The organism is Neorhizobium sp. BETTINA12A (assembly GCF_023006485.1).
Classification (GTDB): Bacteria; Pseudomonadota; Alphaproteobacteria; order Rhizobiales; family Rhizobiaceae; genus Neorhizobium.
The window spans coordinates 38,896-61,757 of the sequence record NZ_JALBGW010000014.1 but is presented as its reverse complement, the minus strand read 5'-3'; the positions used below and the strand labels follow the sequence as shown (position 1 = coordinate 61,757).

Below are 22,862 nucleotides of genomic sequence, written 5' to 3'. Positions count from 1 at the left end.
GGAAATTGAACCGGTGTGAGGTCATCTGTATTTTAAATGTGGCAAGCCGGTTTGTAACTCGGCCTATCGAAGTACCTGACCGGCAGCAATTCGTAGATTTACCTCGCCCAGCTCCAGCTTACCACCGGTGGCAACCCGGTTGCTAAGAGCACTGTTGAGACCCAAGTGGTCGAGGACTTTCTTGACCGAGGTCTCTTCGACCCCGATTCGCTTTGCGATTGACTCTACGAGCTTACGTTCTGCGGTGGCGATATTAGACTCATCCATGTGAACCTCCTACGCTCGGTGACGTGTAACGAAAAGATTTAAGCATGCCGTCGCGAGAATTACAATTGGTTGTATTGCCGATAATAAATAAACCTATGCGGTTCGATGCTTCCATGGCTGTTCCAAGGCGTCTCCTTGCGCGGGTTGTCGAATTCGCCATCAGAAAATGCCACTCGCATCGGCTTCTGACCGATATCGCTGAAATTTCGAGTTTGCAGCAAATTGCTCTTCGATGACTTCGACATCGATCAACGCTTTCACAGATGCGGTGACTTCCAAATGGATGGCGCGGAGGCAAGCGGTCCTGTCGAGGGTTCCGTCGAAAAATTCCACGCCGACCACCAGCTTCTGTATTGACTGCTGGGTGACCTGGAATTCACGCACCGGAAACCTCCGGAACAAGACGTTCAGATGGGTCGGCGAATAGAAACTACCATCGGCAAAGCGAAATGGGCGAACCTGGCGGCCGATCAACGAATTGATGCGGCGCCCGGACCTGCCACAACGGCAAGGCTCATCGATGATTTCAACCCGGTCGCCGGTTTTATACCGCAACAACGGCATTGCGCGGTTCATGATACTTGAAACGACCAGTTCACCGTGCCCTGTGGACGCCAAGCGCCCATTGTCGTCCATCACCTCGGCGATGATCGTTGCTTCCTGTACGTGCAGACCGCGGTGCAGACTGCAATCCGAAGCGATTTCCCCGATCTCAGTCATGCCATAGGCGTTGATGACGGGGACACCCGTGGTCTCGTCGACGATGATCCGCAAGGTGTCATCGAGATTCGAGCCACCACTGATAATGAGCACCAAATAATCTGCCAAGATGCGGGCGCGCTTGCCAAGCTGCGCAATGACTGCCGAGAGAGTGCTTGGCCCAAGACTAAGAATGGCTGGATTGTGGCGAATAACCAGATCGAGGAGACGGTCCGCCGCTTTGGCATCCCCTTCATCGATAACGACGCGTAATGTCATACCTGAATAGCCGGAAGGGTCGAGCCATACCCGATCACGAAGATAGCGGTTGTCGAGCACCATCAGGCAGCAGATGGGGCGCTCCAGCACCGATGGAGTAAGTAAGCCCGCCCGAAACGCCACCTTGCAGGCGGAGAAATATTGAAATCCCGCAAAAAAATCCGGCGCATAGAATAGCGTCACTGGGGGGCCACTCGTTCCCGATGTCTCGCGCGACCAGAGCTTGGCGCGGTCAAAACGAGGGCTGAGGAATTGATCCGGATTCGTGCGCAGATGCGATTTGTCGATGAAGGGCAGGCAATCCTGAAACTTGTCCAGCGTCCAATCGATCGCAGAATAGGCCGGGATTCCTTCCACCGCCGCGCGAATATCATCGCGTCGGCTTTTCCAGAGCGTACAGACGTCGCCGAGTCCTTCATCTGCCCGACATGCTTCATCGAATGTAGCCCGCGCGTCGAAAATCACCTGCGACGCCTCGATATGCTCCAACAGGTCGAAGTTAAACTCGGGATGAGCCTCGAGAAATTTGGCAATCAGCAGTCGAGAAACCATGTCGGCGCCACCACGGGTGGGGAGATGGAGACAACTTAGAAGAGCGGTGCGAGCGGTGTCAACGCCATAACCCTGTTGGCCAGCGTCAATCGCTGATTTGTCGGCCGGCTGGTCGTTCGGCAAGGTGCCGCGCAAGGCGGGAATTAATCTTGCAGAACGCCAGTCCTGAGGGGCCATCATGCGCTGGAATGCGTTTTGGGGAGCGCCGTAGTTCATAGACGATACGCTCAACACTGGCGTGGCAGATCCATCTGAGCAATGGCCGTGAGCGCTTTTCGATCATTGCTCGTGCAGCCACCGTTTCCAGGTGAAGGCAACACATGCTATAGGTTGTAATGACGCCGGCCCCATTCACTGTGGGGTTCAATTACTCCGCTGGTCGATAGGATTAGACGAAATGCTGGACGGGACTTTTTGCGAAACGGCGGAAGGAACACTCGATGTTGCAGGCGCGTTTCTGGAAGCCGAGCCGGTCGCAAATAATGTCATACTCACACTCATCAGCGAAAGACGCGAAGATCACCGGCCAATGCGTGCCTGGGTGATGCGCCAGGGCACGGACGTGTGTGGTGTGGCGTTTCAATCGCCACTCGATTTCGACATCAATCTCATTGCTATGTCCGACAGCACGACGAGGGCAATGGCACAATACATCTCGTCGTTCGGGGTGAGCCTGGCGGCGGTTCGCGGCCCGTCGGCAACGACCGCTAAATTTGCAAGCGAATGGGTCGCGCTGACAGGCGTCGGCGCGCGGCCTGTCGAAGCGTTGCGCATTATGGAGGCGACTGATCGTCCTAAAAGAAAGCCTGTCTCGGGTGAATTACGGCAGGCGGCAGCGCACGACCGACACGTGATCTTGGAAATGATGGCCGGCTTTTTCAAAGAAATCCAGGAAATACCACACGATTACAACAGTATAATAGACCAGAGACTCGCCTCCGGGCGCTACTGGCTCTGGTACAATGACGCAGGGCCTGTCTCGGTCGCCGGGATATCTCAGCCAGTCTGCGATGTCATCCGTGTTCAAGTCGCCTATACACCGCCGCAATATCGAGGTCACGGGTTCGCATCGGCATGCATTGGCATGCTGACGGATAGACATGTGAAGGCAGGACAAAGGTGCATTCTCTACACTGACACCGACAATCCGATATCAAATCATGTTTTTTCCAAACTCGGATATCGGCCGGTCGGCGACGGACTGCGATACAAATTCATCTACTAATCGGGCTGAGGACGATTGGTGACAAAATTCGTGCGCTCGAAACAGATCGCGGAGTTGACGGCATGGAAATCTCTCGGCGTCACGTCGGCTACACATCAAACACGCCGCGAGCGGTAGAAGCATTTCGCTTGCAAAAGGCAGGGGCTATAAATGTGGAAGTTTGGACGCTCGGGGCAACGCTTGTTGCCGTAGAAGTGCCGGACAAGCACGGAAACATGTGCAATGTTTGCCTTCGGTTGCCGGACTTGGCCGCTTACGAAAATCCTGCCACGAATGCCTTAATAGGGTCGGTCATTGGTCGATTCGCCCGTTGTATTGCCTTCGGGAAGTTTGTCCTTTGCGGGCAGGAATATGCTGTCGAATGCAATATTGGCGAGCATCATTTTCACGGTGGCAAGATCGGATTTGACCGATTTGTCTGGGACGCTGACATAGAAAACAACGCAGACACAATCCGATTGCGTCTAAGGCTGACGCGCCCCGATGGCGATCAGGGCTATCCCGGATCGATAGAGGCTGAAACGACTTATGAAATCGACCAAGCAGGTCGACTGGTAATCGCCCATTCGGCGACTGTAAGCGCCCCAACGATCGTGAGCCTCACCTGTCACGCGTTCTGGAATCTGGCTGGCGGGGGGCACATTAATGAACACGCCTTGCAGGTGAACGCCGATCGGCTGATTGCCTGTGGGCCAGATTTCATTCCGCTCCCTGGTCCTCCTGTTTGCGTGACGAGGCAGGGGCTCGATTTCAGATCGGCGCGCAAATTGGGAGAGAACGTTCTCGACAACTGTTTCGTCCTGGAGAATTCCGCCTGGGCCGTCGAGCTTTCTGATCTGGCGAGTGGGCGAAAACTGTTGATGCAGACAGATCAACCAGGATTGGCCGTCTACACCGGCGACCATCTTCCAAATCGTCGCAATGGCGTGTGCCTGCAATCGACAGCCTTGCCTGATGCTCCAAATAGAGCCGATTTTCCTTCGGCACGCATCGATCCCGGCCAGATCTATCGTCATAGGACGGTCTATACCTTTTCGTCGGCTTGATATCCCGCACGAAGCAATCGATATGTCGTTTGGCGGTAAATCGTGAAGCGACGAAGGGTGATGTCAGGTTAACTGAACCGGAATGTGGCTGCCCTCCCCGTCACGCTCATCGTCTTCGATAATGTCCCGATCTCCCTTCACGCATCACTTTTTCAGAATGCGCTGTTCCATTCAGAAAAACCTGGTACTCGGTACATGAGATTTCGCCTACTGTATTGTTATATCTAAAGAAAATAGATCTTATCCGTCCAGTCGATCATGGCGCTACTACCCCGCGCGCGAAAAGATGGCAGCGTCAGCTACATGGCACGCGTGCGAGTTATGCGGGATGGCCTGACTTATCACGAGACGGAGACTTTTAACAGACGGCCACCCGAGTTGCCGGCAATGATCCGCTGAAGATGACGACGCAAATGAATGTCGCATCAACCGATACGCCGCGATTGATGTTCGGTTTTTCCGGACTGTCGGAGCGGGAAGCCGACAGAGGAACGAAGCTTTTGGCCGAGGCTTTCAAGATGTGAGGATCCGCAAAAGCCCCGATCGGAACGACGGTTATACGACCCATTTTTACGATGTCGCAAAATTGGGGCTTTTGCGATTTCCGAAATCTTCCCAGAATGGGGAGAGCGCGAAGCTCTCAGCCCATTTCCGAGGCGAAGTCGCGATATCGGCGGAGCGGGCGGCCAAGGAGTGCCGTCAGGCGCTCGACGTCGCCGGCCTCTGGCAGCATGCCGTCGGTCAGGAAACGCTCGCCCATCAGGCGCATGTCGTAGGCCATCCAGGCGGGCACGAACTGCTTGAGGTTCTGCTCAAAGCCCTCGGTATCGTCGCCGCCGTAGCTGATCGGGCGGGCGAGCACGTCTGACCAGATGGCGGCGATGTCCGTTCCGGTGAGCGTCTCTGGGCCGACGAGGTTGATCCGGTCGAGCGCCAGCGGTCCTGCGGCTTGTTCGCGGCGCAGCAGTTCAAGGGCGGCGATTTCAGCGATGTCACGGGTGTCGATCATGGCGAGGCCCTTGGCGCCGATCGGCATTGTGTAGGCGCCGTAGCCGGTGATGACATCTTTGACCATCAGATCGTTCTGCATGAAATAGGCTGGTCGCAAGATCGTCGCCTTGAAACCCATCTGCTCGATCATTCGCTCGACACCGAACTTGCCCGCGAAATGCGGCACGTTCACATAAACGTCGGCGTGGATCACCGACAGATAGACGATGCGTTCGACGCCCGCCGATCGGGCGACGTTGAGCGCGATCAAAGCCTGGGTGAATTCGTCCGGTACCACTGCGTTGAGGAGGAACAGGGTAGACACGCCGGACATGGCGTTGCGCAATGAGTCGATGTCGAGGAAGTCGCCCTGCACGACGCTGACGCCCGCCGGGAAAACCGCTTTCGATGGGTCGCGGACAAGAGCACGTACATCGGCGCCGCGCTCGACGAGGTGTTCGACGACTTGGCGGCCGATATTGCCTGTAGCGCCGGTAACAAGAATGGTCATGGGATTTATCTCCGGGTTGGTATTGCTTGACACCCCGAATATGTGTGGTTCATTGATGACCCGATAGACCGGCAATTTGGACACACTGTCTCACAGGTGGAACAGCAATGGATCTCGTCGCGCTTGCCGATTTTAATCTCGTTGCCCGCCATGGCGGCTTCGGCAAAGCGGCAAGGGCCACCGGCCGGCCGAAGGCGACCCTCTCGCGGCGTGTCGCCGAGCTGGAAAGCGGTCTCGATCTGCGGCTGTTTGAACGGGGTGTGCGTAACCTGAAGCTCACCGAAGAAGGACGGGCGCTTTTCGAGCGGACGGGGGCGTTGCTCGCAGAACTGGACGAGACGGCTTCGGCGATTGCCTCGGGCGGTCAGAGACCCAAAGGGAGATTGCGGATCAGCGCACCTTTACATTTTTCGCAGACCGCAATGGGAAGGATCGCCGCGGGCTTTGCCCTTAAGTATCCGGAGGTGAGGCTTGAGGTGACGAGTGAGGACCGGCCTGTGGACATGATCGAGGAAGGCTACGATCTGGTCATCCGGGTCAATCCAGATCCGGATGAAAGCCTGGTCGGACGAGCATTTCTCCGCGACCGGCTGGTTGTGGTGGCGAGCCCCGCTCTACCCCGCCCGAACCGAGACCACCCTGCTCCCGCCGTTGCACGCGGCCCAGGCGAACCGCAAACATGGCAGGTGAAGACACCCGGTGGCCGCTCGACGATTAGAATCGAGCCGGTGCTCACTTTGTCTACGCTCATCACGATCCGGGACGCGGTGCGAGCCGGCGTCGGTGCAGCACGTCTTCCCATTTCGTTGGTGAGCCACGACCTGGCTGACGGCACACTGGTACATTGGGGGGATATCGACGGTCCCGAGATCGCTCTATGGACTCTCTACCCGTCTCGGCGCCTGCTCAGCGCACGAGTATCGGCGTTCTTGGACTTTCTAAAACAGGTCTTTCCAAATGGGACGCCGGACGAACTGGCGGCCTATATCGGCAGGTGACGACAAAACACGCTTTTGAGAGCCGGCAAAGGCGAGCGCGGAGGACCTGCGGCTGCCGGTTTAGTCCCGATGCGCTACGCCGATTCTGCGTTCCTTGTCAGTGCGCGTGAGCGCCGCCCGGACGGGAGACCTTCTTCAATCCAGCTCCCGCGGCGGCGGTGTCCGCCAGGGCGGCATCACCGAGCGAGATGACCCCCGTCAGGCGTTTGTCGCGGTTGACGACGGGAAGACGGCGGACCTGAACCTTGCCCATGTTGCGCGCCACGTCGTCGACATCATCGTCTTCGAAACAGTACTTTACGTCACGCGTCATCACCTCCCGGATCTTGGCATCGCCTCCAAGCCCGTCGGCAAGCCCGCGGATGACCAGATCCCGGTCCGTGACCGTTCCAACGAGCTTGTCGTTGTCACCGACGGGCAAAAAGCCGATCTGCCTGTCGGCCATGCACCTGGCGATTTCGGCGACGGTCTGGTGGGGACTGGCGATCTCGACATCGCGCGACATGATCTCTGACACTTTCATGGTCTTTCCTCGTTCGTTTAGTGGACGTCGAATGTTCCGGTGAGACTGGTCTCCGAGAGGATGTGGTGGCGCGCCTCGTTCCACATCGCCTCCACCCCAGCGGGATCCGGCACCTTGAGGTTTGGGACGTCGAGTGCGGCAAGACGGAACCGGTAATGGTGCAGGCCGTGGCCTTTCGGCGGCTGCGGGCCGTCGTAACGGGCGTTGCCGAAGTCGTTCTCGGAGAAACGCGGACCGCCGCCGGGCGCCGTATCCGCGCTCTGGCCCAGCCGGTTCCAGTCCTTGGGAATATTGAAGACACCGCAATGGCGGAAGATCCCGTTCGGTGCGTCCGGGTCCTCCACGATCAGCGCGAAGCTTTTAACCTCCTCGGGCGCACCGCCCCATTTCAAGGGCGGCATCAGGTTTCCCCCAAGGCGGGTATACTTGTCCGGCAAGCGTTCGCCTTCGGCGAAAGCGGGGCTGGTGAGGGTCATGGTCATTGGTCGATCCTCCCGAGCGTGTGACGAGCCGCCCCCACCACATGCCAGGCGAGATGCCGGTCAGGTCCCTGATCGGCCATCAGATCGTCCAGCCATATATGGGTGGTTTGCAACGTCTTGTCGAAAACGGCTATACCCGAAGCACTCATGGTTTCACCTCCATGATGATGGTTCGAATCCCCCAAACCACTCAGGACGACAGATGTTCCGGAGGCTGTCGTTAAATTGCCCGGCGCGGGTCGTTGACCTCATCAGGCATCCGATGTGCCCTCTTCCTCGACGAATATTCCCCATGCGGCAATGAAGAGGGCGGCAACCAGCGGTCCGATGACGAAACCGTTGATGCCCACAAGCGAAATGCCGCCGACGGTGGAAATCAGGACCACATAGTCGGGAAGCTTGGTCTCCCTGCCGACCAGGGGCGGCCTCAAAAGATTGTCCACAAGGCCGATGACCAGGGCGCCGACAGCAACCAGCACGATGGCCCTCAGCCAAAAGCCGGCGAGCGCCAGGTAGATGGCCGCGGGCATCCAGATCAAAGCGGCGCCGACTGCCGGCAGCAGCGACAGGAAACTCATCAGAACGCCCCACAGCAGGGCCGGCTCCACGCCGAGGAACCAGAACGCAACGCCGCCGATCGAGCCCTGGATGATGGCAATGATGATATTGCCCCGCACCGTCGCATGAATGACCGCGGTGAATTTGGAGGCGAAGCGAAGGGTATGCGCGTCGCTGAGGGGGAGCGCTTTTCTGACGGCGCGGGCAAGCAGCTGGCCGTCCCGGAACACGAAGAACAGCAGATAGAGCATCACGCCGAAAGTGACGAAGAACTGCAAGGTGTTCTGGCCAAAGCTCAAGGCGCGTCCCGCAAAGAAACCTCCGCCCTGCATCAGCGCCGGGGAGATACGATCCTGCAATGCACCGAAGCCATCCAGCTCGATCCGTTCGAGCCAACTGCGGACGAACAAGGGGAGCGTCTCCTGGAGCTCCTGGAAAAACCTTCGCACATCGATCTCGCCGTTGTCGATACGTTGGTAGAGGAGGTTCCCCTGTTGGACGAGCGAGCTGAGGACGACCAGCCCGGGAATGATGACGACGCAAAGGCAGATCAGCACGGAGAGCGCTGCAGCGGCATTTTTCCGCCCGCCCAGCAGCGCTTCCATACGCAGGTGAAGAGGAAAGAAGATGATGGCGAGGACGACGGCCCATAATATCGCCGAGTAGAACGGCAGGACGACGGCGACGAACGCAATGGTCACAAGGACCAGAAGCACATAAAAACTGATGCGCTGAAGGGGCATGCGACCTTTCCGCTTCGAGACTGCGCCGATGGTAGCACAGATGCAGCCGCAGCGCTCGGCTCCCGGTTCTTACCCTCCTGTCGAATTTGCGTCCACGGTTTCACGACCGCCGCATAAGCGGCAGCCGTCGTCTGAAGCCGTGCAATAGCCGCTACTTGTTCAAGTCCTTGGCCATCTGCAGATGATGTTCGAGCGCAGGCGTGGTCTTTGCAGCCCATGCCTTCAGGTCGGCATTCTCGCCTTCCTTGCCATATCGCTTGAACAGGTCGACGGCATCTTTGTGGGCGTCTTCCTGGTCCGAATGATATTGCTTGGTGAACTTTGCGCCTTGGAGGCCCTTGAGCTTGTTGAGTGATCTCCCTTGCGCCCTGGTCATCGCGGTTGGCAGTTTGGCTTTCACCTTGCCGCCGTCGACGAGCTGTTTCAGTTCCGTCGTCGTCTTCTGGTGGTCCTGAATCATCTGCTGCGCGAACGTCTTCGTGGGCGCATCGGCCCGTTCGGCGGCCAGCTTGCTGGACTCGATCTCGAACATGTCGCTCGTAGCAGCTTCCGTCACGAAATCCTGGGTCTTCGGAGCAACGCCCACGAGCGAATTGACGCCTGATTTTTCTGCCGCCGACTGAGCGAACGCCGATGTCGTTACCATTGCCATGGCAGCCATGAGTGCGATCTTCTTCATGAAACTCTCCTTTCCATCAACAAATTCCGATTTCGCATCAACGCGAACAACGCATTCCTCCTGTTGTTCCAACACCTGCGGAAAATCTCGTTTCGATCCCGGAAAGGCTGAATGCCATGGCACAAAACGGCCTCTTGAGTGTTTGAATGCTCAATGGAGGCTGAAATGAGCACTGAAAAGCAGACGACCGGCCTGAACGACAGGCCCAAGGACGCACCGATCGGCCAGACCGCCGAAGGTTTGCCCGATGACAGCGGGCGCCCTGTCGAAGTGGACGACGAAACGATCGAAAGAACGCGCCGCAAGCTCTCGGACAATCCTCGCGAAAAACTTCTGAAGGACGTGCGGGAACAGGAAGACGCTTCGCGGCTGGGGTCCGAATGAGCTCATCCTCCGCCGTCCAAATAGGCCGACCCAGGCTTATCGCCGTTACCCGATGGAACATGCGCGGCGGGACAGGCGATATACGGTGGGCCTCGTTAATAGCAGCGGCCCTCGGAGTGGTGATCTCCATATTTCTCGGACTTTGGTGGGTGACGGCCGCAGTGCCCCGCTTTGACCCTCACGATCCGGCGTTGCGGAGCGGGAATGCGGCGCACGGGCGGCTGGTATTTGCTGCAGGCAACTGCGCCGCCTGCCACGCGACGCCGGGCCAGTCGGACCCGCTGGAACTGGGCGGCGGTCTGGCGCTCGCCTCTCCCTTCGGAACCTTCAGGGTTCCCAATATTTCCTCTGATGCCACCGACGGTATAGGCTCGTGGTCGGTCGCCGATTTGGCGAACGCGCTGATCGCCGGCGTCTCCCCGGCAGGCCAGCATTATTATCCGGCCTTCCCTTATTCCAGCTATACCGGCATGCGCCTCGAGGATGTCGAGGATCTCTATGCCTATCTCAAAACCCTGCCCGCGGTTTCAGGCCGCCCGCCACCGCACGACCTGCCTCCCCTTTTCCGTTTCCGTCGCGGCCTGGGTCTGTGGAAGCTGTTGTTTTTCGAGGACGGTCGGAGCGAGGCGCGGCTGAACGGCGATCCGGTCCACGACCGCGGCGCCTATTTGGTAGAAACCCTCGGCCACTGCGCCGAATGCCATTCCGCCCGCAATGCGCTCGGGGCGATTAAGCCCGAGACGCGGTTCGCCGGAGGTGTCGATCCGGAGGGCACCGGTTTCGTTCCGGCGGCCACCAAAGCGGGCTCCACCTCAACCAAACGCGATGTCTTCGGCCGAGCGTTCGATATCCTGCCGACGATGCCTTTTGGGGCGCCCTCTCCCGGCCAGCATGAAATCAAGCTCTGCGGCGAACGGTCCGAACCGGTCGATGACCCGCTGGGCTTCCTGGGCGCTCAAGCCATAGGTTTTTACGAGATCCTGCCGCGTATATTTCGCTCTGGCAGCCTTTCCGTGCCGGTTCGGATTTGTCGCCGCCTCCGGCAGGCGATCAGATGGCTCTTCGAAGATCGACGGGACAGGATTGGCTGCGGACGACACTGCAGGATGTGAGGCGGGAACGGGTTCTTTCGGTGGCTGCTGCATGACTTTCTTCTCTTTCGAAAGTCAACAAGACAGAGCTGAGATAGTTCCAGACCAATATTCGCCGGGCTCGATCGCAGAGCGGCGTACCCATCGGCATGCGCAATGCCGATGGCGGCCGTAGCTTGTCTGTACGTGATGCTGGAAGGCGGTCGAAAAGGCCGCTGTGCCTCGACTTACTTCACGCAGCCGGCGGATGCATTGTTTTGATTTGGCCTGGAATTGTCCTTGGCTGCCTGTGCAGGGTCGCACTTGTTCGGCGGCTGGCGTGTGTCGCTCTTGGTGCTGCCCGTTTGAGTCTGGTCGAGAGGTCCGCCCGTGCCGGCGGTCGGTCCGCCAGTGTCTCCCGTATTGCCCGGTCCGTCGATGGCTCCCGTGGCGCCACCTGCGGCATTGCCGGGGCTCGGTGTCGTTTGAGCGGTCGCGCTGCCGGCCGTGAAAAGAGTGACGATGATGGCTGTGGCTATGAGCTTGGTCATGTGAGGTCTCTCGGTTGCTGCTCGAACCGAACCAAGACCGTGGCTTCCGGTTCCAGCAAACAAGAGCCACATTTCCGGAAGCAGGACGGTTTTAGTCGACAACAAAGCCGAGGCCGGATCGCGAAAAATCGTTGACGCGATCCGGTCACGGCCGATTATTCGATCCTGATACCTTATTCGTTGATCTCAGGCTCGACGACCTTTGCAAGGTTCCGCAGCGACTCCTGCCAACCGAGATAACAAGCCTCGGGCGGGATGACGTCCGGCACCCCTGCCTGGGTAATATTGACCTCGGTCCCGACCGAAACCTTCTTCAGCGTCACCGTGACTTCCATCTCGCCGGGCAGGTTGGGATCGTCGAATTTGTCGACGTAGCGGAGGCGCTCGCCGGGAACGAGTTCCAGATATTCGCCGCCGAAGGCATGGCTGTTGCCCGTCGTAAAGTTCCTGAAGGACATTTTGAACTTTCCGCCGACCGTCGGTTCAAAGTGATGGACGGTGCACAAAAAGCCGTTGGGCGGAAGCCATTTGGCGAGTGCGTCAGCCTCGATGAACGCCCGATAGACCTTCTCCGGGCTGGTGGCCAGAACGCGATGCAGGGTTATGGTATTCGGCATGGTCGTGATCCTTTATGAATTGCCGTGGACGACTCTAAGGACGAACGGAATTTTGCCAATCCGACATCGGATCGATTTTTTTGGCGCAGGAATTATCCGGGTGTTCCGGCTGCAGGGTTGGGCCAAGCTCGCCTGCCAGGGCAGGTTATCGCCGCCACGGCGGGCTGTCACCTGAATGCTTCGAAGATCAATCCTCGCAGCCAGCGGTGAGCAGGGTCCGCGTCCATGCGCGGATGCCAGGTCTGCGCGATCGAAAAACCGGGCGTCGCCACCGGCAGGTCGAACATCTGGGTCTGGTCTGTACCCCCCGCCTGGCAGTACGAGCGCGGCACCAACCCGACAAGATCGGATGCCGCCGCAACGGCAAGCACTGCCGGATAGCTCGGCACCACGAGGCTGATCTTTCGCGAGAGGCCCAGTTCGGCCAGCGCTTCATCGACCGGCCCGGTAAAATGTCCTCGTCTGGAGGAGATCACATGTCCGCACGCTGCATATCGCTCGGCGGTTATCGGCGTGGTTTTGAAAAGAGGGTGCCCTAGCCTCGCCACGCCGACAAAGACGTCCTCGAACAGGGTTTGGCCGCGCAGCTCCGCGCCATCACCGGAAATAACGCCGATATCCAGGTCAATCGCGGCATCTCTCAGAGGCTGGATTTCCTTGTTCGGCTTCGGCACGAAGCGCAGCCGTATGCCCGGCGCGGCATCCGCGACCGCAACACTGAGGCGAGCGGCGTTCAGGAGCACGAATGCTTCGTTGGCACGGATCGTGAAGTCGCGTTGGAATTCCCGGATGTCGATGTCCTGCTGGGGACTCAACACGGTCTGGACCGCCATCGTCAGCGACCGCACCTGCTCGGCAATCGCTTCGGCATGCGGCGTCGCGACCATTGCCCGCCCCGCTGGGACAAGAATGGGATCACGCAATGCCGTCCTCAACCTCGACAGTGTCCGGCTCATCGCCGATGTGCTCAGCCCCAGCCTGCGTGCTGCACCCGACACGCTCCGCTCGCGAAGCAATGCATCCAAGGCTAGCAGCAGGTTGAAGTCGAGATCAGGCACGGCGTCGAACGTAGCAGATATGGCGTTTGACGCAAGAGTGAGTTGCATGCGTTGCGTCTGGTGCAAATGTGAGCCTGCGGATATCGATGAGGAAAGCTCAACGAACAGGTGTTTCCCCATGTCCGTAACCTCACCCGCAAACCTTGCCCACGACGGCTTGACGTCACCACGAAGATACTTGGCGGTCGCAGTGCTTTTGACGACGCTCGTGCTCGTCGTGCTGGACGGAGCGATCGCCAATGTCGCGCTGCCGTCGATCGCGGCCTCGCTCGGGGCCGATGCCAGCGACACCGTCTGGGTCGTATCAAGTTATCAACTTGCCGTGCTTGTCGCACTTCTGCCCTGTGGGGCATTGGGCGAAATCCATGGCCCTCGGCGTGTGTTCCTGATCGGCGTCGCTCTCTTCACGGTGGCTTCCGCAGCATGCGCTCTTGCCGGAAATCTTCCCGTTCTCGTGGCTTCCCGATTTGCGCAAGGGCTGGGTGCAGGCGCGATCATGGCCCTGGGCATGATGAACCTGCGCTTTGCCGTGCCGCACCGGCTGTTCGGAACCATTATCGGCCTCAATGCGATGATCATCGCGATTTCTTCCGCCGCAGGGCCAGGTGTTGCCGGAGCAATCCTTTCCGTCGCCGATTGGCCCTGGTTATTTGCCGTCAATGTGCCGCTGGGCCTCATCGTCCTTTTGTGTGGCGGCTTTCTGGGTCACCTGCCAGGGGTGAAGCGGCACCTGAATGCTGCCGTATTGATCGCCAACACGCTGATGTTCATATTGTTCTTCTCCGGTGCGGACCGGATAGCCAGCGAGCCGGTCAGCGGCTCGATCCTGATCGTCGGTTCCATCCTGTGCCTATGGGCGCTGCTGCGCCTTGAACGCAAGAACGAGACGCCGATTGTTCCGACCGACCTTTTGGCCAGGCCAGCCTTCCGGCTTGCGATCATCGCATCGGTGTCGTGTTTTACCGGCCAGATGCTCAGCTATGTCGCCCTGCCGTTCTACCTTCAGCACACCCTGCATATGACACCGGTGCTGGCGGGCCTTTATATGATACCTTGGCCCGCCGCGACGATCGTCGCCGCGCCGATTTCAGGGTGGCTGGCCAATCGCGTCAAGACGGCGTGGCTCTGCGCTTCCGGCGGCGGGTTGTTGGCCGCAGGTCTCCTCATCGCCGGTCTCTCTCCTCCCGATCCAAGAGGAATTGCCTTTTTGGCCGGCACCGTCCTCGCGGGAATCGGTTTCGGTCTGTTCCAGACGCCGAATAACCGAACCCTGCTTCTGTCAGCACCGAAAACGCGCAGCGGTGCCGCGGGCGCCATGCAAGGCACGGCACGACTACTCGGCCAAACCTTTGGCGGTATCTCCATGTCGATCATTTTCCAGACCATGCCTCTATCGAGCGCACCGAATATCGCGCTCGTTCTGGCCGGCATCTGCGCGATTGTCTCCGGCCTGGTCAGCCTGAGCCGCGTCCGCTTCGAGGTGGTTGAATAAGGCACCGAGTGCTTACAAAAGGAGAATGCAGCGTTGAACGGTGAGCGACCGCAATGGGTCGCAGGTGGAAGATCGCCCGCCTTCGAAATGTGCCAGGAACAGGCTTAGTCGGGCAGTCCCGCAGGGGGCGGCCCCGACCGGTCAAACAGCCAGATCAGAGCCTTGAAAAAGCAATAGAATCCGGCGACTATATTAGCTGGCTAATATCTGGCGGCACTTGTCCGGCTTTCCCATCCGACTGATTTTACGAGAATGCCATGCCCTTCATCATTGCGATCGTTACCCTTGCCGGACATATAGCGCTTCTTCTCTGGGGGACGCGGATGGTGCAGACGGGCATCCAGCGTGCTTTCGGGCCGAGCCTCCGGTCGTTTCTCGGTCGCGCACTGAACAATCGGATGAAAGCCTTTTTGTCCGGAATGGGCGTCACGGCAATTCTCCAGAGCAGCACGGCGACCGGACTGATGGCATCGGGGTTCGCGGCCGAGGGGCTGGTTGCTCTTGTCCCCGCGCTTGCGGTCATGCTGGGCGCCAATGTCGGCAGTACGCTCATCGTCCAGGTTCTGTCCTTTGACGTCGCCGCCGCATCGCCGGCTCTGATATTGCTGGGCGTCCTGATGTTCCGCCGCACGCAAAATCCGCAGGTCCATGATCTTGGCCGCGTATTTATCGGCCTCGGCTTCATGCTGCTTGCCCTGCATCAACTGCTCGAAGTACTGACGCAATATGCCGGCACACCGGCCTTCTCTGCGGTTCTTTCAGCCATATCGACCACCCCCCTCCTCAGCCTTCTGCTTGCCGCCGCACTGACCTGGGCAGCCCATTCGAGCGTTGCGGTGGTCCTGCTCGTCATGTCGCTTTCGGCCCAAGGGCTGATCGATCCCTATCAGGCTTTCGCGCTGACCCTCGGCGCCAATCTCGGGACGGCGATCAATCCGGTCGTCGAGGGACAGTCCGGCAACGATCTTTCGGCCAAGCGGCTTCCGATCGGCAACCTGATCACCCGGATCATGGGCGTTCTGGCGGCGCTTGCACTCCTCTCCCCGATTACCTCCCTGTTGGTACAGATCGAGAGCGATGGCGCTCGGTTGGTCGCCAATTTCCACACCGCCTTCAATCTCGTGGTCGCGGTCGTCTTCATGCCGCTCCTCACGCCCTTTGCAAATGCGCTCGTCCGGCTGATGCCGCAGCGGATAGACGAGAGCGATCCCGGCCAGCCGCGATATCTCGATCCATCCGCCAAGGAAACGCCGGTCGTGGCGCTGCAGGCGGCGGCGCGGGAAGTCCTGCGGCTGGTCGACGTGCTGGAGGAGATGCTGGCGGGAACGAAGTCCGCGCTGACGAGCACCGATCGCCGCGCCCTGTCGCAGTTGCGAGAAAAGGACAATGTCCTCGACCGCCTGAACACGGCAGTCAAACGGTATCTCACGTCCATCGATCCCGAAGAGTTCAGCGACAGCGACCGGAGACGGCTTGACGAAATTCTGCTGTTCTCGACCGGCCTGGAGCACGCAGGCGACGTCCTCGACCAGAACGTGCTTCCCCATCTTGCCAAAAGGTTGCGCCGAGGCATGACCTTTTCAAAAGAGGGGCAGCTTGAGCTCAACAGTCTGCTGGACCGTCTCTCCACCAATCTGCGCACCGCCGCCGCCCTGTTCATGTCTCAGGACGAGCGCGTCGCGCGCATGCTCGCCGACGAAAAGATCGTCTTCCGACGGGCGGAACGCGATGGGACCAACGCTCATTTCAAGCGGCTGCGCAATGGCGATGTCGATACGGCGGAGAGCACCTCCCTGCACCTGGACCTGTTGCGGGATTTCAAGCAGATCAATTCGCATCTCGTTGCAGCCACGGCCTATCCGGTCTTGGAACGGCAAGGCGAACTGCTGCAGAGCAGGACCATCCACCAGAGCGCCGCCGACCCGGTTCAGAATTAGCCGCGATTGCGCTTCTTGCGGCCCTGCGGCTTAAATTCCACGAGCAGCGACTTCAATTCGATCTCGCGAACGCGTCGTGCCGCTTCGTCGGGGCTGACCCATTCGAGAACGCGTTGCCCCTGTTCCTTGAAGCCACTTCGGACCTCCGTGACTTCGATCTGGAACACGTCCACAATACACGGAGCCACATTGCCGTCGTCGAGTTCTTTCAGATAGGTATAGTGGCCGACCGGCTTCTTTTTCGCCGCCCCGCTCACGCCTGCTTCTTCCCAGGCTTCGGTCGCCGCCGCTTCGAACGGCTTTTTCCCCTTCATCGGCCATCCTTTGGGGATAACCCAGCGTCCAGCCTCTCGCGACGTGATCACCAGGACTTCGATGCCAGACCCGTCCTTCCGATACCGAAAGCACAAGGCGCCATATTGTTGGCGAAACGCCCCGGCGAACAGCCTGTCGGGAACGACCGCAAGCTGCTTGAGCAGCGTCTGTGACTTGTCCGGCCGAGGCTTCGTGGTCTTCTTTGCAGATTTCATGTCGGTCAAACTGTCGATTTTGCTTGTTGCTTCAATTGCCTGAGCGTGTTTATGACACATTTATGACAGTCAGCCGGGAAGGTCGCATGGCATGATGAGTATTTTTCGTAAGCTGATGCCACGAGAAGACAAATTCTTCGAAATGTTTTCAAAGCATTCGAAGACCGTCGTCGCAGCGGCCCACGCGCTTGATCAACTCCTCAAAGGCAATGAGGTCGAGAAAAACTGCGAGCTGATCGTCACATTGGAGAATGAGGCCGACGATATCACTCGGGACGTTCTTCTTGCCGTCCGGCGGAGCTTCATCACCCCCTTCGATCGCGGCGACATCAAGGATCTGATCCAGTCTATGGATGACGCGATCGACATGATGCACAAGACGGTCAAGACGATCCGGTTGTTCGAGCAGGCCGGCTTCGACCCGCTCATGCAGCAGATGGGTGGCGAAATCGTCAAGGCGGCGAACCTCATTTCGGAAGCGATCCCCCTTCTTAACAAGGTCGGCTCCAACGCCCACCGTCTTGCAGCCATCGCCGAGGAGGTTACCCGCGTTGAAGGCCGGTCGGACGACCTTCATGACCAGGGTTTGAAGGACCTGTACCGACGTCACGGGGCGAGCGGTAACGCGATGGCCTACATGATCGGTAGCGAGATCTACGGCGAACTGGAAAAGGTCGTCGACCGTTTCGAGGATGTCGCCAACGAGATCAGCGGCATTGTCATCGAGAACGTTTGATGGATACCTCTCTCGCCTTGCCACTTCTCTTCGGCCTGATCGCCGTCGCTCTGTTCTTCGATTTTCTCAATGGCCTTCATGACGCGGCCAATTCGATCGCGACGATCGTCTCGACCCGCGTCCTGCGACCGCAATATGCGGTTGCCTGGGCGGCCTTCTTCAATTTCATCGCTTTCCTTTTCTTCGGCCTGCATGTGGCGGAAACGCTCGGCACAGGCATTATCGATCCTGCGATCGTTTCGCCGCAGGTGATCTTTGCCGCCCTCATGGGAGCGATCATCTGGAATATTGTCACCTGGATCTTCGGAATTCCGTCCAGTTCGTCGCATGCGCTTGTCGGCGGTCTGGTGGGAGCCGGCCTGGCAAAAGTTGGTTTCAGCTCGATTGTCTGGAGCGGTCTCGGGAAGACGGTCGGAGCGATTTTCCTATCGCCGGCCATCGGCTTCCTGCTTGCCTTGCTGCTTGTGCTCCTGATTTCCTGGCTTTTCGTCCGGCAAACGCCGTTCGCGGTGGATCGGACATTTCGCACGATGCAGTTCATCTCCGCTTCGCTTTACTCCCTCGGCCACGGCGGCAATGACGCACAGAAAACGATGGGCATCATCGCAGTGCTTCTGTTCAGCCAGGGATATCTCGGTTCCACGTTCTACGTGCCCTTCTGGGTGGTGATCTCCTGCCAGTCGGCAATGGCTCTCGGCACGCTCTTCGGGGGGTGGCGGATCGTCCACACCATGGGCTCGAAGATCACCAGGCTCAACCCGATGCAAGGTTTCTGCGCCGAGACTGGCGGAGCGCTGACACTGTTCGGAGCGACCTGGCTCGGCATTCCCGTCTCGACGACACATACGATCACCGGAGCGATCGTCGGCGTCGGCGCCGCAAGGCGGGTTTCGGCGGTACGCTGGGGTCTCGCCGGCAACATCGTGATCGCCTGGATCGTGACGATGCCGGCAACTGCCGCGATATCGGCGGCGTTCTACAGCCTCGCGAACCTGCTGCAATAATCGCACCTGGCCCGCGTTATTCGCGGGCATCCGGGATCGTTGCCCGAAGAGCCTCCGAAAGCTGCCGCAGACTGTAGGGTTTTGGCAAAATCTCCACGCCTTCCGCGGTCGCAGCGCTCTTGAGCACGTCCGCATAACCCGATGTGAGCAGGATCGGCAGTTTTGGATGCCTTTGCTTGACCTCCTTGGCGAGATCGACACCATTGATGCCGCCAGGCATCATGATGTCGGAAAACATCAAGTCCGGCTCGGCATCGGACGCGAGCACGCTCAACGCGGCGGCGGCCCCATCGACGCGGGTCACGGAATAGCCAAGTTGGTCGAGCATGTCGTTGACCAGCATAGCGACGCTGTCGTCGTCTTCCACGACCAAGATTTTTCCGGCGACGCTCCTGTCGGCGTCCCCCTGGGCTCGGGACGAATGGTTGCCGGTCGCCCCCAATGACGCTTCGATCGACCGGGGAAGCCAGAGGTCTACAGCTGTTCCGACGCCCGGTTCGCTGTTGATCTCGACCGATCCGCCGGAGGCCTCGACGAAACCATAAACTTGCGCAAGACCCAATCCCGATCCCTTGCCGATGTCCTTCGTGGTGAAAAACGGTTCGAACACCCGCTTGAGAACCTCGGGCTGCATTCCCATCCCGCTATCGGCAACGGTGATCTTCACCACGTCGCCCCTTTGCCCCGACGCATCGACGACGGAGTTGGACGCGCTGATGATGATCGTCCCGCCATCTGGCATCGCATCGCGCGCATTGACGCAAAGGTTCAGGAGGACGAGCTCGAGTTCGGCCGGATCGGCCTGTACCGGCCACACTCCCATATCGACGTCGACATCGATGCTGATGTCTCCGCTAAGGGTCCTGTCGAGAAGTTCGCGCATCTCGGAAACCTGGTGGCGAAGATCGATCGGCTGCGGTTTCAATGGCTGCCGCCGGGCAAAGGTCAGCAATTGCCTGGTGAGCGACGCTCCGCGATTGACCGCCTGTAGCATGCCGCTTTTGATGCGCTCCCGCCGCGCCGGATCGTCGCGTTTGTCGAGGACATCCAATCCACCGGAGATCACCATCAGGAGGTTGTTGAAATCATGCGCGACCCCGCCGGTGAGCTGGCCGATCACTTCCATCTTCTGGGCCTGGCGCAGCGTTTCCTGCGTTTTTCTCAGCTCGTCGTCGCGTCTTCTCTGCTCGGTGACGTCACGGGCGCTGGAATAGAGCTTGTCATCGACGACGACAGCCACCCAGGAGAGCCAGCGATGGTCACCCTCGCGGGTCCGGCATCGGTTTTCGAAGTGAAGCACGGGCATGCCGCTTTGCGCCGCCTGAAACGCAGTTTCGCTGGCGACGACGTCGTCCGGATGAAGGAGCGCCCGCAACGGCGTGCCCAGGAGCTCCTCCTCTTTCAAACCAAGGGTCTTCTCCCAGGCGGGATTGGTCTTTTCGAATAGGCCGGTCTGAAAATCGATCACCGACAGCAGGTCCGGGCTATATTTCCACGTCCGTCCCCGCTCTCGCGAATGTTCCAGGACGCGGCGCTCCAGATCCCCATTCAGCTCTTCCAGGCGCGCAGCATTTTCCTTCAGAAGCGCCTCGCGCCGATCGCGCGACAGCCTGATGGACGCAGAAATTCGCCCGACCAGTTCCCGAGCTGAAAAGGGCTTCACAAGATAGTCATCGGCACCGGCACGAATCCCCTCCAGCCTCGCCTCTTCGCCGGCTCGGGCGGAAAGCAGGATGAGGGGCAGATCCCGGAGATTGTCGTCGGCCCGTATCCTCGACAGCAGGCCAAACCCGTCGAGCCCCGGCATCATCACGTCGGAAACGATGAGGTCGGGTCGCCTGAGGCGCGCTGCGTTAAGCGCCGCCTCGCCATCAGCCACCGTCTCGACCGTAAAGCCGGATGTCGACAGCAGCCGCTCCACATAGGCACGCATATCGGCATTGTCGTCCGCCAGAAGGACATGCCCCGTCGGAGCGAGCGTTTCGGCCATCTCCCTGCTCGCAGCTGGCAATATCGAAGCGGCCCCCGTGGCATCGCCCGCCGCAAGCCATGACATCGCTTCGTCGACGAAAGCCTGGCGTCTACCGGTATTGCTCTCGACCGGCTGGGACATTCGCATCTGCTCCGAAGGGATGTGCGCCTTTCCGAACGGTATCGAGATCGAGAAGGACGTGCCTTCGCCAAGCCGGCTTTCGGCTCGGATTTCCCCACCCTGAAGATGCACCAGTTCCTGCACCAGCGCGAGCCCGATGCCGGAGCCCTCGAATGATCTTCCTTTGGCGCCCTCGATGCGGTGAAAACGCTCGAACAGGCGCGGCAACTCCTCGGCCGCAATCCCCGTACCGGTGTCGCGTATTTCGATTTCGACCCGTTCCCCGTCGTCCGACAACCTCACGCTGATGCGTATCTCGCCCTCGAACGTGAATTTGAACGCGTTGGAAAGCAGGTTCAGGACGATCTTCTCCCACAGATCCCGGTCGAGATAGACCGGCTGGGGCAAGTCCGCGACTTCGATAACCAATCTCAGCCCGGCTTGTTCGATCGCGGATCGGAAATTCGATGCCAGTTCTGCGGTCAGGCTGCCGATATCGATCGGTTCGAAGGAGGCCTGCACACGCTGCGCCTCGATCCTCGAAAAGTCCAAGAGCGTATTGACCAGTTTCAACAGCCGTTGACCATTGCGCTGGGCAACAACAATTCGCTGCCTGTCATCGACAGAAAGCCCGTCCGGCTGCTGAAGCACGTCGGCGAGCGGCCCCAGCATCAGCGTCAACGGTGTACGGAACTCATGGCTGACGTTCGAAAAGAACATGGTCTTGCTGCGATCGATTTCCGCCAGCGCTTCGGCCCGCCGCCGCTCGTCGGTACGTGCCCGCACTGCGCTGACCGCGGCGGAAATAGCGGTCGCAAGCAGTTCGTAGAAGCCCATATAGCTATCGTCGAAAGGCAGGCGTGGCGAGGCGCCGGCCACCACGAAGACCGGAGGCAGATCCAGGCCGGGGACGGCGATGGGAAGAAGGAGCGCCCGATCGGGAGGCTCATCATAAGACCCCGCACCCTCGAAGAATTCGGAAAGACCGTTGACCCCCAGAGGGCCGCCTGTCGTCAGTGCCCTTTCCATCGGCCATGGGGCATTCGAGTGCGCGTCGATTGTGGCCATCGATGCGATACGTCGAGACGGCAGACCATACTGCGCTGCAAGCCCATAACTGCTCCCATCCGAAGACAAATGGTAGAGAAGAACAAGCGGCAGATCGAATTCGAACTGTGCAAGGACTTCAACGACGCGTCGCGACAGGTCGTCCATGTCTTCCGCCAAAGCCAGACTGGCGTTCAAATCCCGGAGTGCGCGGGTTCGCCGTTCCGACAGCATGGTCGCCGTCGTCTCCGTCACCGGATGGAACAAGCCGCCGATCTCGCCGGTCTCGTCCCGGATCGGCGAAAGCGAGAAGGTAAAGAACGTTTCCTCAAGATAGCCGTTGCGGGTCAGAAACATCCGCTGGTTTTCGAGGAATGACGTATCTCCCTGGCGCGCCTGACGAAATGGCTCGCCGATCGCCGGCCAGGCGCTTGACCAGGTGACGCTGTAATCCTCCCCGAGCGCGCGGGGATGAGCCGAGCCGCACACGGTGCGATACCCGTCGTTGTAGATCTGGGTGTTTTCGGCGCCCCAGATCACGTTGATCGGAAAATTCGAGGCGAGACAAAGACTGACGGTTGTCCTGAGGCTTTGAGGCCATCGACCGATCGGCCCCAGCGGTGTGTCGCTCCAGTCCTTTGTTCGGACGAGCTCGGCCATTTCGCCACCGCCCGCCAGGAAGTCGCCGGTGAGTATCTGCTGTGTCGACAACCAGTTAGCCCCATTCTGGCACCGGCTCGGGAACCTGACGCTCGATACAATGAGCCCCGCAGCTCAGCCGTTGTAATATCC

Annotated in this window: 21 protein-coding genes and 1 pseudogene; 9 read left to right on the top strand and 13 right to left on the bottom strand. The window is 59.4% G+C overall.

The features are described from left to right. Positions 1–63: 63 nt before the first annotated feature. Positions 64–267 carry a hypothetical protein gene (locus MOV61_RS06625; RefSeq protein WP_247136012.1) on the bottom strand — a complete coding sequence of 68 codons (204 nt, stop codon included), beginning with the start codon at positions 265–267 and terminating at the stop codon, positions 64–66. 159 nt (positions 268–426) lie between these two features. Next, the gene (locus tag MOV61_RS06620; RefSeq protein WP_247136011.1) at positions 427–2,013 is read right to left on the bottom strand and encodes a phenylacetate--CoA ligase family protein; all 1,587 of its coding nucleotides are present in this window, start codon (positions 2,011–2,013) and stop codon (positions 427–429) included. A 181-nt stretch (positions 2,014–2,194) separates the two neighbouring features. Here MOV61_RS06620 and MOV61_RS06615 point away from each other — a divergent pair, with 181 nt between their 5' ends. Continuing rightward, positions 2,195–3,022 (top strand): GNAT family N-acetyltransferase, encoded by an 828-nt coding sequence (locus MOV61_RS06615; RefSeq protein WP_247136010.1) that lies wholly within the window; start codon positions 2,195–2,197, stop codon positions 3,020–3,022. Between the two features lie 62 nt (positions 3,023–3,084). Continuing rightward, positions 3,085–4,068: an aldose epimerase family protein gene (locus MOV61_RS06610; RefSeq protein ID WP_247136009.1), complete on the top strand. Its 984-nt coding sequence runs from the start codon at positions 3,085–3,087 to the stop codon at positions 4,066–4,068. A 640-nt stretch (positions 4,069–4,708) separates the two neighbouring features. Here the strand turns inward: MOV61_RS06610 and MOV61_RS06605 are convergent. Further along, positions 4,709–5,569, bottom strand: coding sequence for an SDR family oxidoreductase (locus MOV61_RS06605; protein WP_247136008.1), 861 nt, complete (start codon positions 5,567–5,569; stop codon positions 4,709–4,711). Positions 5,570–5,676: 107 nt separating this feature from the next. Here MOV61_RS06605 and MOV61_RS06600 point away from each other — a divergent pair, with 107 nt between their 5' ends. Next, the gene (locus tag MOV61_RS06600; RefSeq protein WP_247136007.1) at positions 5,677–6,567 is read left to right on the top strand and encodes a LysR family transcriptional regulator; all 891 of its coding nucleotides are present in this window, start codon (positions 5,677–5,679) and stop codon (positions 6,565–6,567) included. Positions 6,568–6,664: 97 nt separating this feature from the next. On the opposite strand, the gene MOV61_RS06595 is transcribed toward MOV61_RS06600, so the two are convergent. From MOV61_RS06595 to MOV61_RS06575, 5 genes and pseudogenes are all read right to left on the bottom strand, one after another. Then, positions 6,665–7,090, bottom strand: coding sequence for a CBS domain-containing protein (locus tag MOV61_RS06595; protein WP_038543186.1), 426 nt, complete (start codon positions 7,088–7,090; stop codon positions 6,665–6,667). A 17-nt stretch (positions 7,091–7,107) separates the two neighbouring features. Continuing rightward, positions 7,108–7,572, bottom strand: a complete 465-nt coding sequence (locus MOV61_RS06590; RefSeq protein ID WP_247136006.1) for a YbhB/YbcL family Raf kinase inhibitor-like protein — start codon at positions 7,570–7,572, stop codon at positions 7,108–7,110. Between the two features lie 14 nt (positions 7,573–7,586). Further along, positions 7,587–7,721: pseudogene (locus MOV61_RS06585) on the bottom strand (DUF2267 domain-containing protein); the annotation flags it as partial. A gap of 102 nt (positions 7,722–7,823) precedes the next feature. After that, complete coding sequence (locus MOV61_RS06580) at positions 7,824–8,873, bottom strand: AI-2E family transporter (protein WP_038543193.1); 1,050 nt, start codon at positions 8,871–8,873, stop codon at positions 7,824–7,826. A 151-nt stretch (positions 8,874–9,024) separates the two neighbouring features. Further along, positions 9,025–9,552, bottom strand: a complete 528-nt coding sequence (locus MOV61_RS06575) for a DUF4142 domain-containing protein (RefSeq protein ID WP_038543195.1) — start codon at positions 9,550–9,552, stop codon at positions 9,025–9,027. A gap of 165 nt (positions 9,553–9,717) precedes the next feature. Between MOV61_RS06575 and MOV61_RS06570 the strand changes: the two genes are divergently transcribed. Both MOV61_RS06570 and MOV61_RS06565 read left to right on the top strand, forming a co-directional pair. Further along, entirely contained in the window at positions 9,718–9,936 is a 219-nt protein-coding gene (locus tag MOV61_RS06570; RefSeq protein ID WP_247136005.1) for a hypothetical protein, read from the top strand. Positions 9,937–9,995: 59 nt separating this feature from the next. Beyond that, positions 9,996–11,048, top strand: coding sequence for a cytochrome c (locus tag MOV61_RS06565; RefSeq protein WP_258718803.1), 1,053 nt, complete (start codon positions 9,996–9,998; stop codon positions 11,046–11,048). A 206-nt stretch (positions 11,049–11,254) separates the two neighbouring features. Here MOV61_RS06565 and MOV61_RS06560 read toward each other — a convergent pair whose 3' ends face one another. From MOV61_RS06560 to MOV61_RS06550, 3 genes are all read right to left on the bottom strand, one after another. After that, positions 11,255–11,557 carry a hypothetical protein gene (locus tag MOV61_RS06560; protein ID WP_247034537.1) on the bottom strand — a complete coding sequence of 101 codons (303 nt, stop codon included), beginning with the start codon at positions 11,555–11,557 and terminating at the stop codon, positions 11,255–11,257. A 173-nt stretch (positions 11,558–11,730) separates the two neighbouring features. Continuing rightward, positions 11,731–12,174: an SRPBCC family protein gene (locus MOV61_RS06555; RefSeq protein ID WP_247136003.1), complete on the bottom strand. Its 444-nt coding sequence runs from the start codon at positions 12,172–12,174 to the stop codon at positions 11,731–11,733. Positions 12,175–12,341: 167 nt separating this feature from the next. Continuing rightward, positions 12,342–13,232, bottom strand: a complete 891-nt coding sequence (locus tag MOV61_RS06550) for a LysR family transcriptional regulator (protein ID WP_247136029.1) — start codon at positions 13,230–13,232, stop codon at positions 12,342–12,344. Positions 13,233–13,422: 190 nt separating this feature from the next. Here MOV61_RS06550 and MOV61_RS06545 point away from each other — a divergent pair, with 190 nt between their 5' ends. Together MOV61_RS06545 and MOV61_RS06540 are read left to right on the top strand one after the other, a co-directional pair. Next, positions 13,423–14,724: an MFS transporter gene (locus tag MOV61_RS06545; RefSeq protein WP_247136028.1), complete on the top strand. Its 1,302-nt coding sequence runs from the start codon at positions 13,423–13,425 to the stop codon at positions 14,722–14,724. A 257-nt stretch (positions 14,725–14,981) separates the two neighbouring features. Beyond that, on the top strand, positions 14,982–16,661 hold the full coding sequence (locus tag MOV61_RS06540; protein ID WP_247136002.1) for a Na/Pi cotransporter family protein: 1,680 nt from the start codon (positions 14,982–14,984) through the stop codon (positions 16,659–16,661). On the opposite strand, the gene MOV61_RS06535 is transcribed toward MOV61_RS06540, so the two are convergent. Further along, positions 16,658–17,191, bottom strand: coding sequence for an NUDIX hydrolase (locus MOV61_RS06535; protein WP_038549243.1), 534 nt, complete (start codon positions 17,189–17,191; stop codon positions 16,658–16,660). The genes MOV61_RS06540 and MOV61_RS06535 overlap by 4 nt on opposite strands. Before the next feature lie 91 nt (positions 17,192–17,282). Between MOV61_RS06535 and MOV61_RS06530 the strand changes: the two genes are divergently transcribed. Next, positions 17,283–17,927 (top strand): DUF47 domain-containing protein, encoded by a 645-nt coding sequence (locus tag MOV61_RS06530; protein WP_038543225.1) that lies wholly within the window; start codon positions 17,283–17,285, stop codon positions 17,925–17,927. Next, on the top strand, positions 17,927–18,931 hold the full coding sequence (locus tag MOV61_RS06525) for an inorganic phosphate transporter (RefSeq protein WP_038543227.1): 1,005 nt from the start codon (positions 17,927–17,929) through the stop codon (positions 18,929–18,931). Before MOV61_RS06530 ends, MOV61_RS06525 begins: the two co-directional genes overlap by 1 nt. Before the next feature lie 16 nt (positions 18,932–18,947). On the opposite strand, the gene MOV61_RS06520 is transcribed toward MOV61_RS06525, so the two are convergent. Continuing rightward, the gene (locus MOV61_RS06520) at positions 18,948–22,781 is read right to left on the bottom strand and encodes an ATP-binding protein (protein WP_247136001.1); all 3,834 of its coding nucleotides are present in this window, start codon (positions 22,779–22,781) and stop codon (positions 18,948–18,950) included. Between the last annotated feature and the right edge of the window lie 81 nt (positions 22,782–22,862).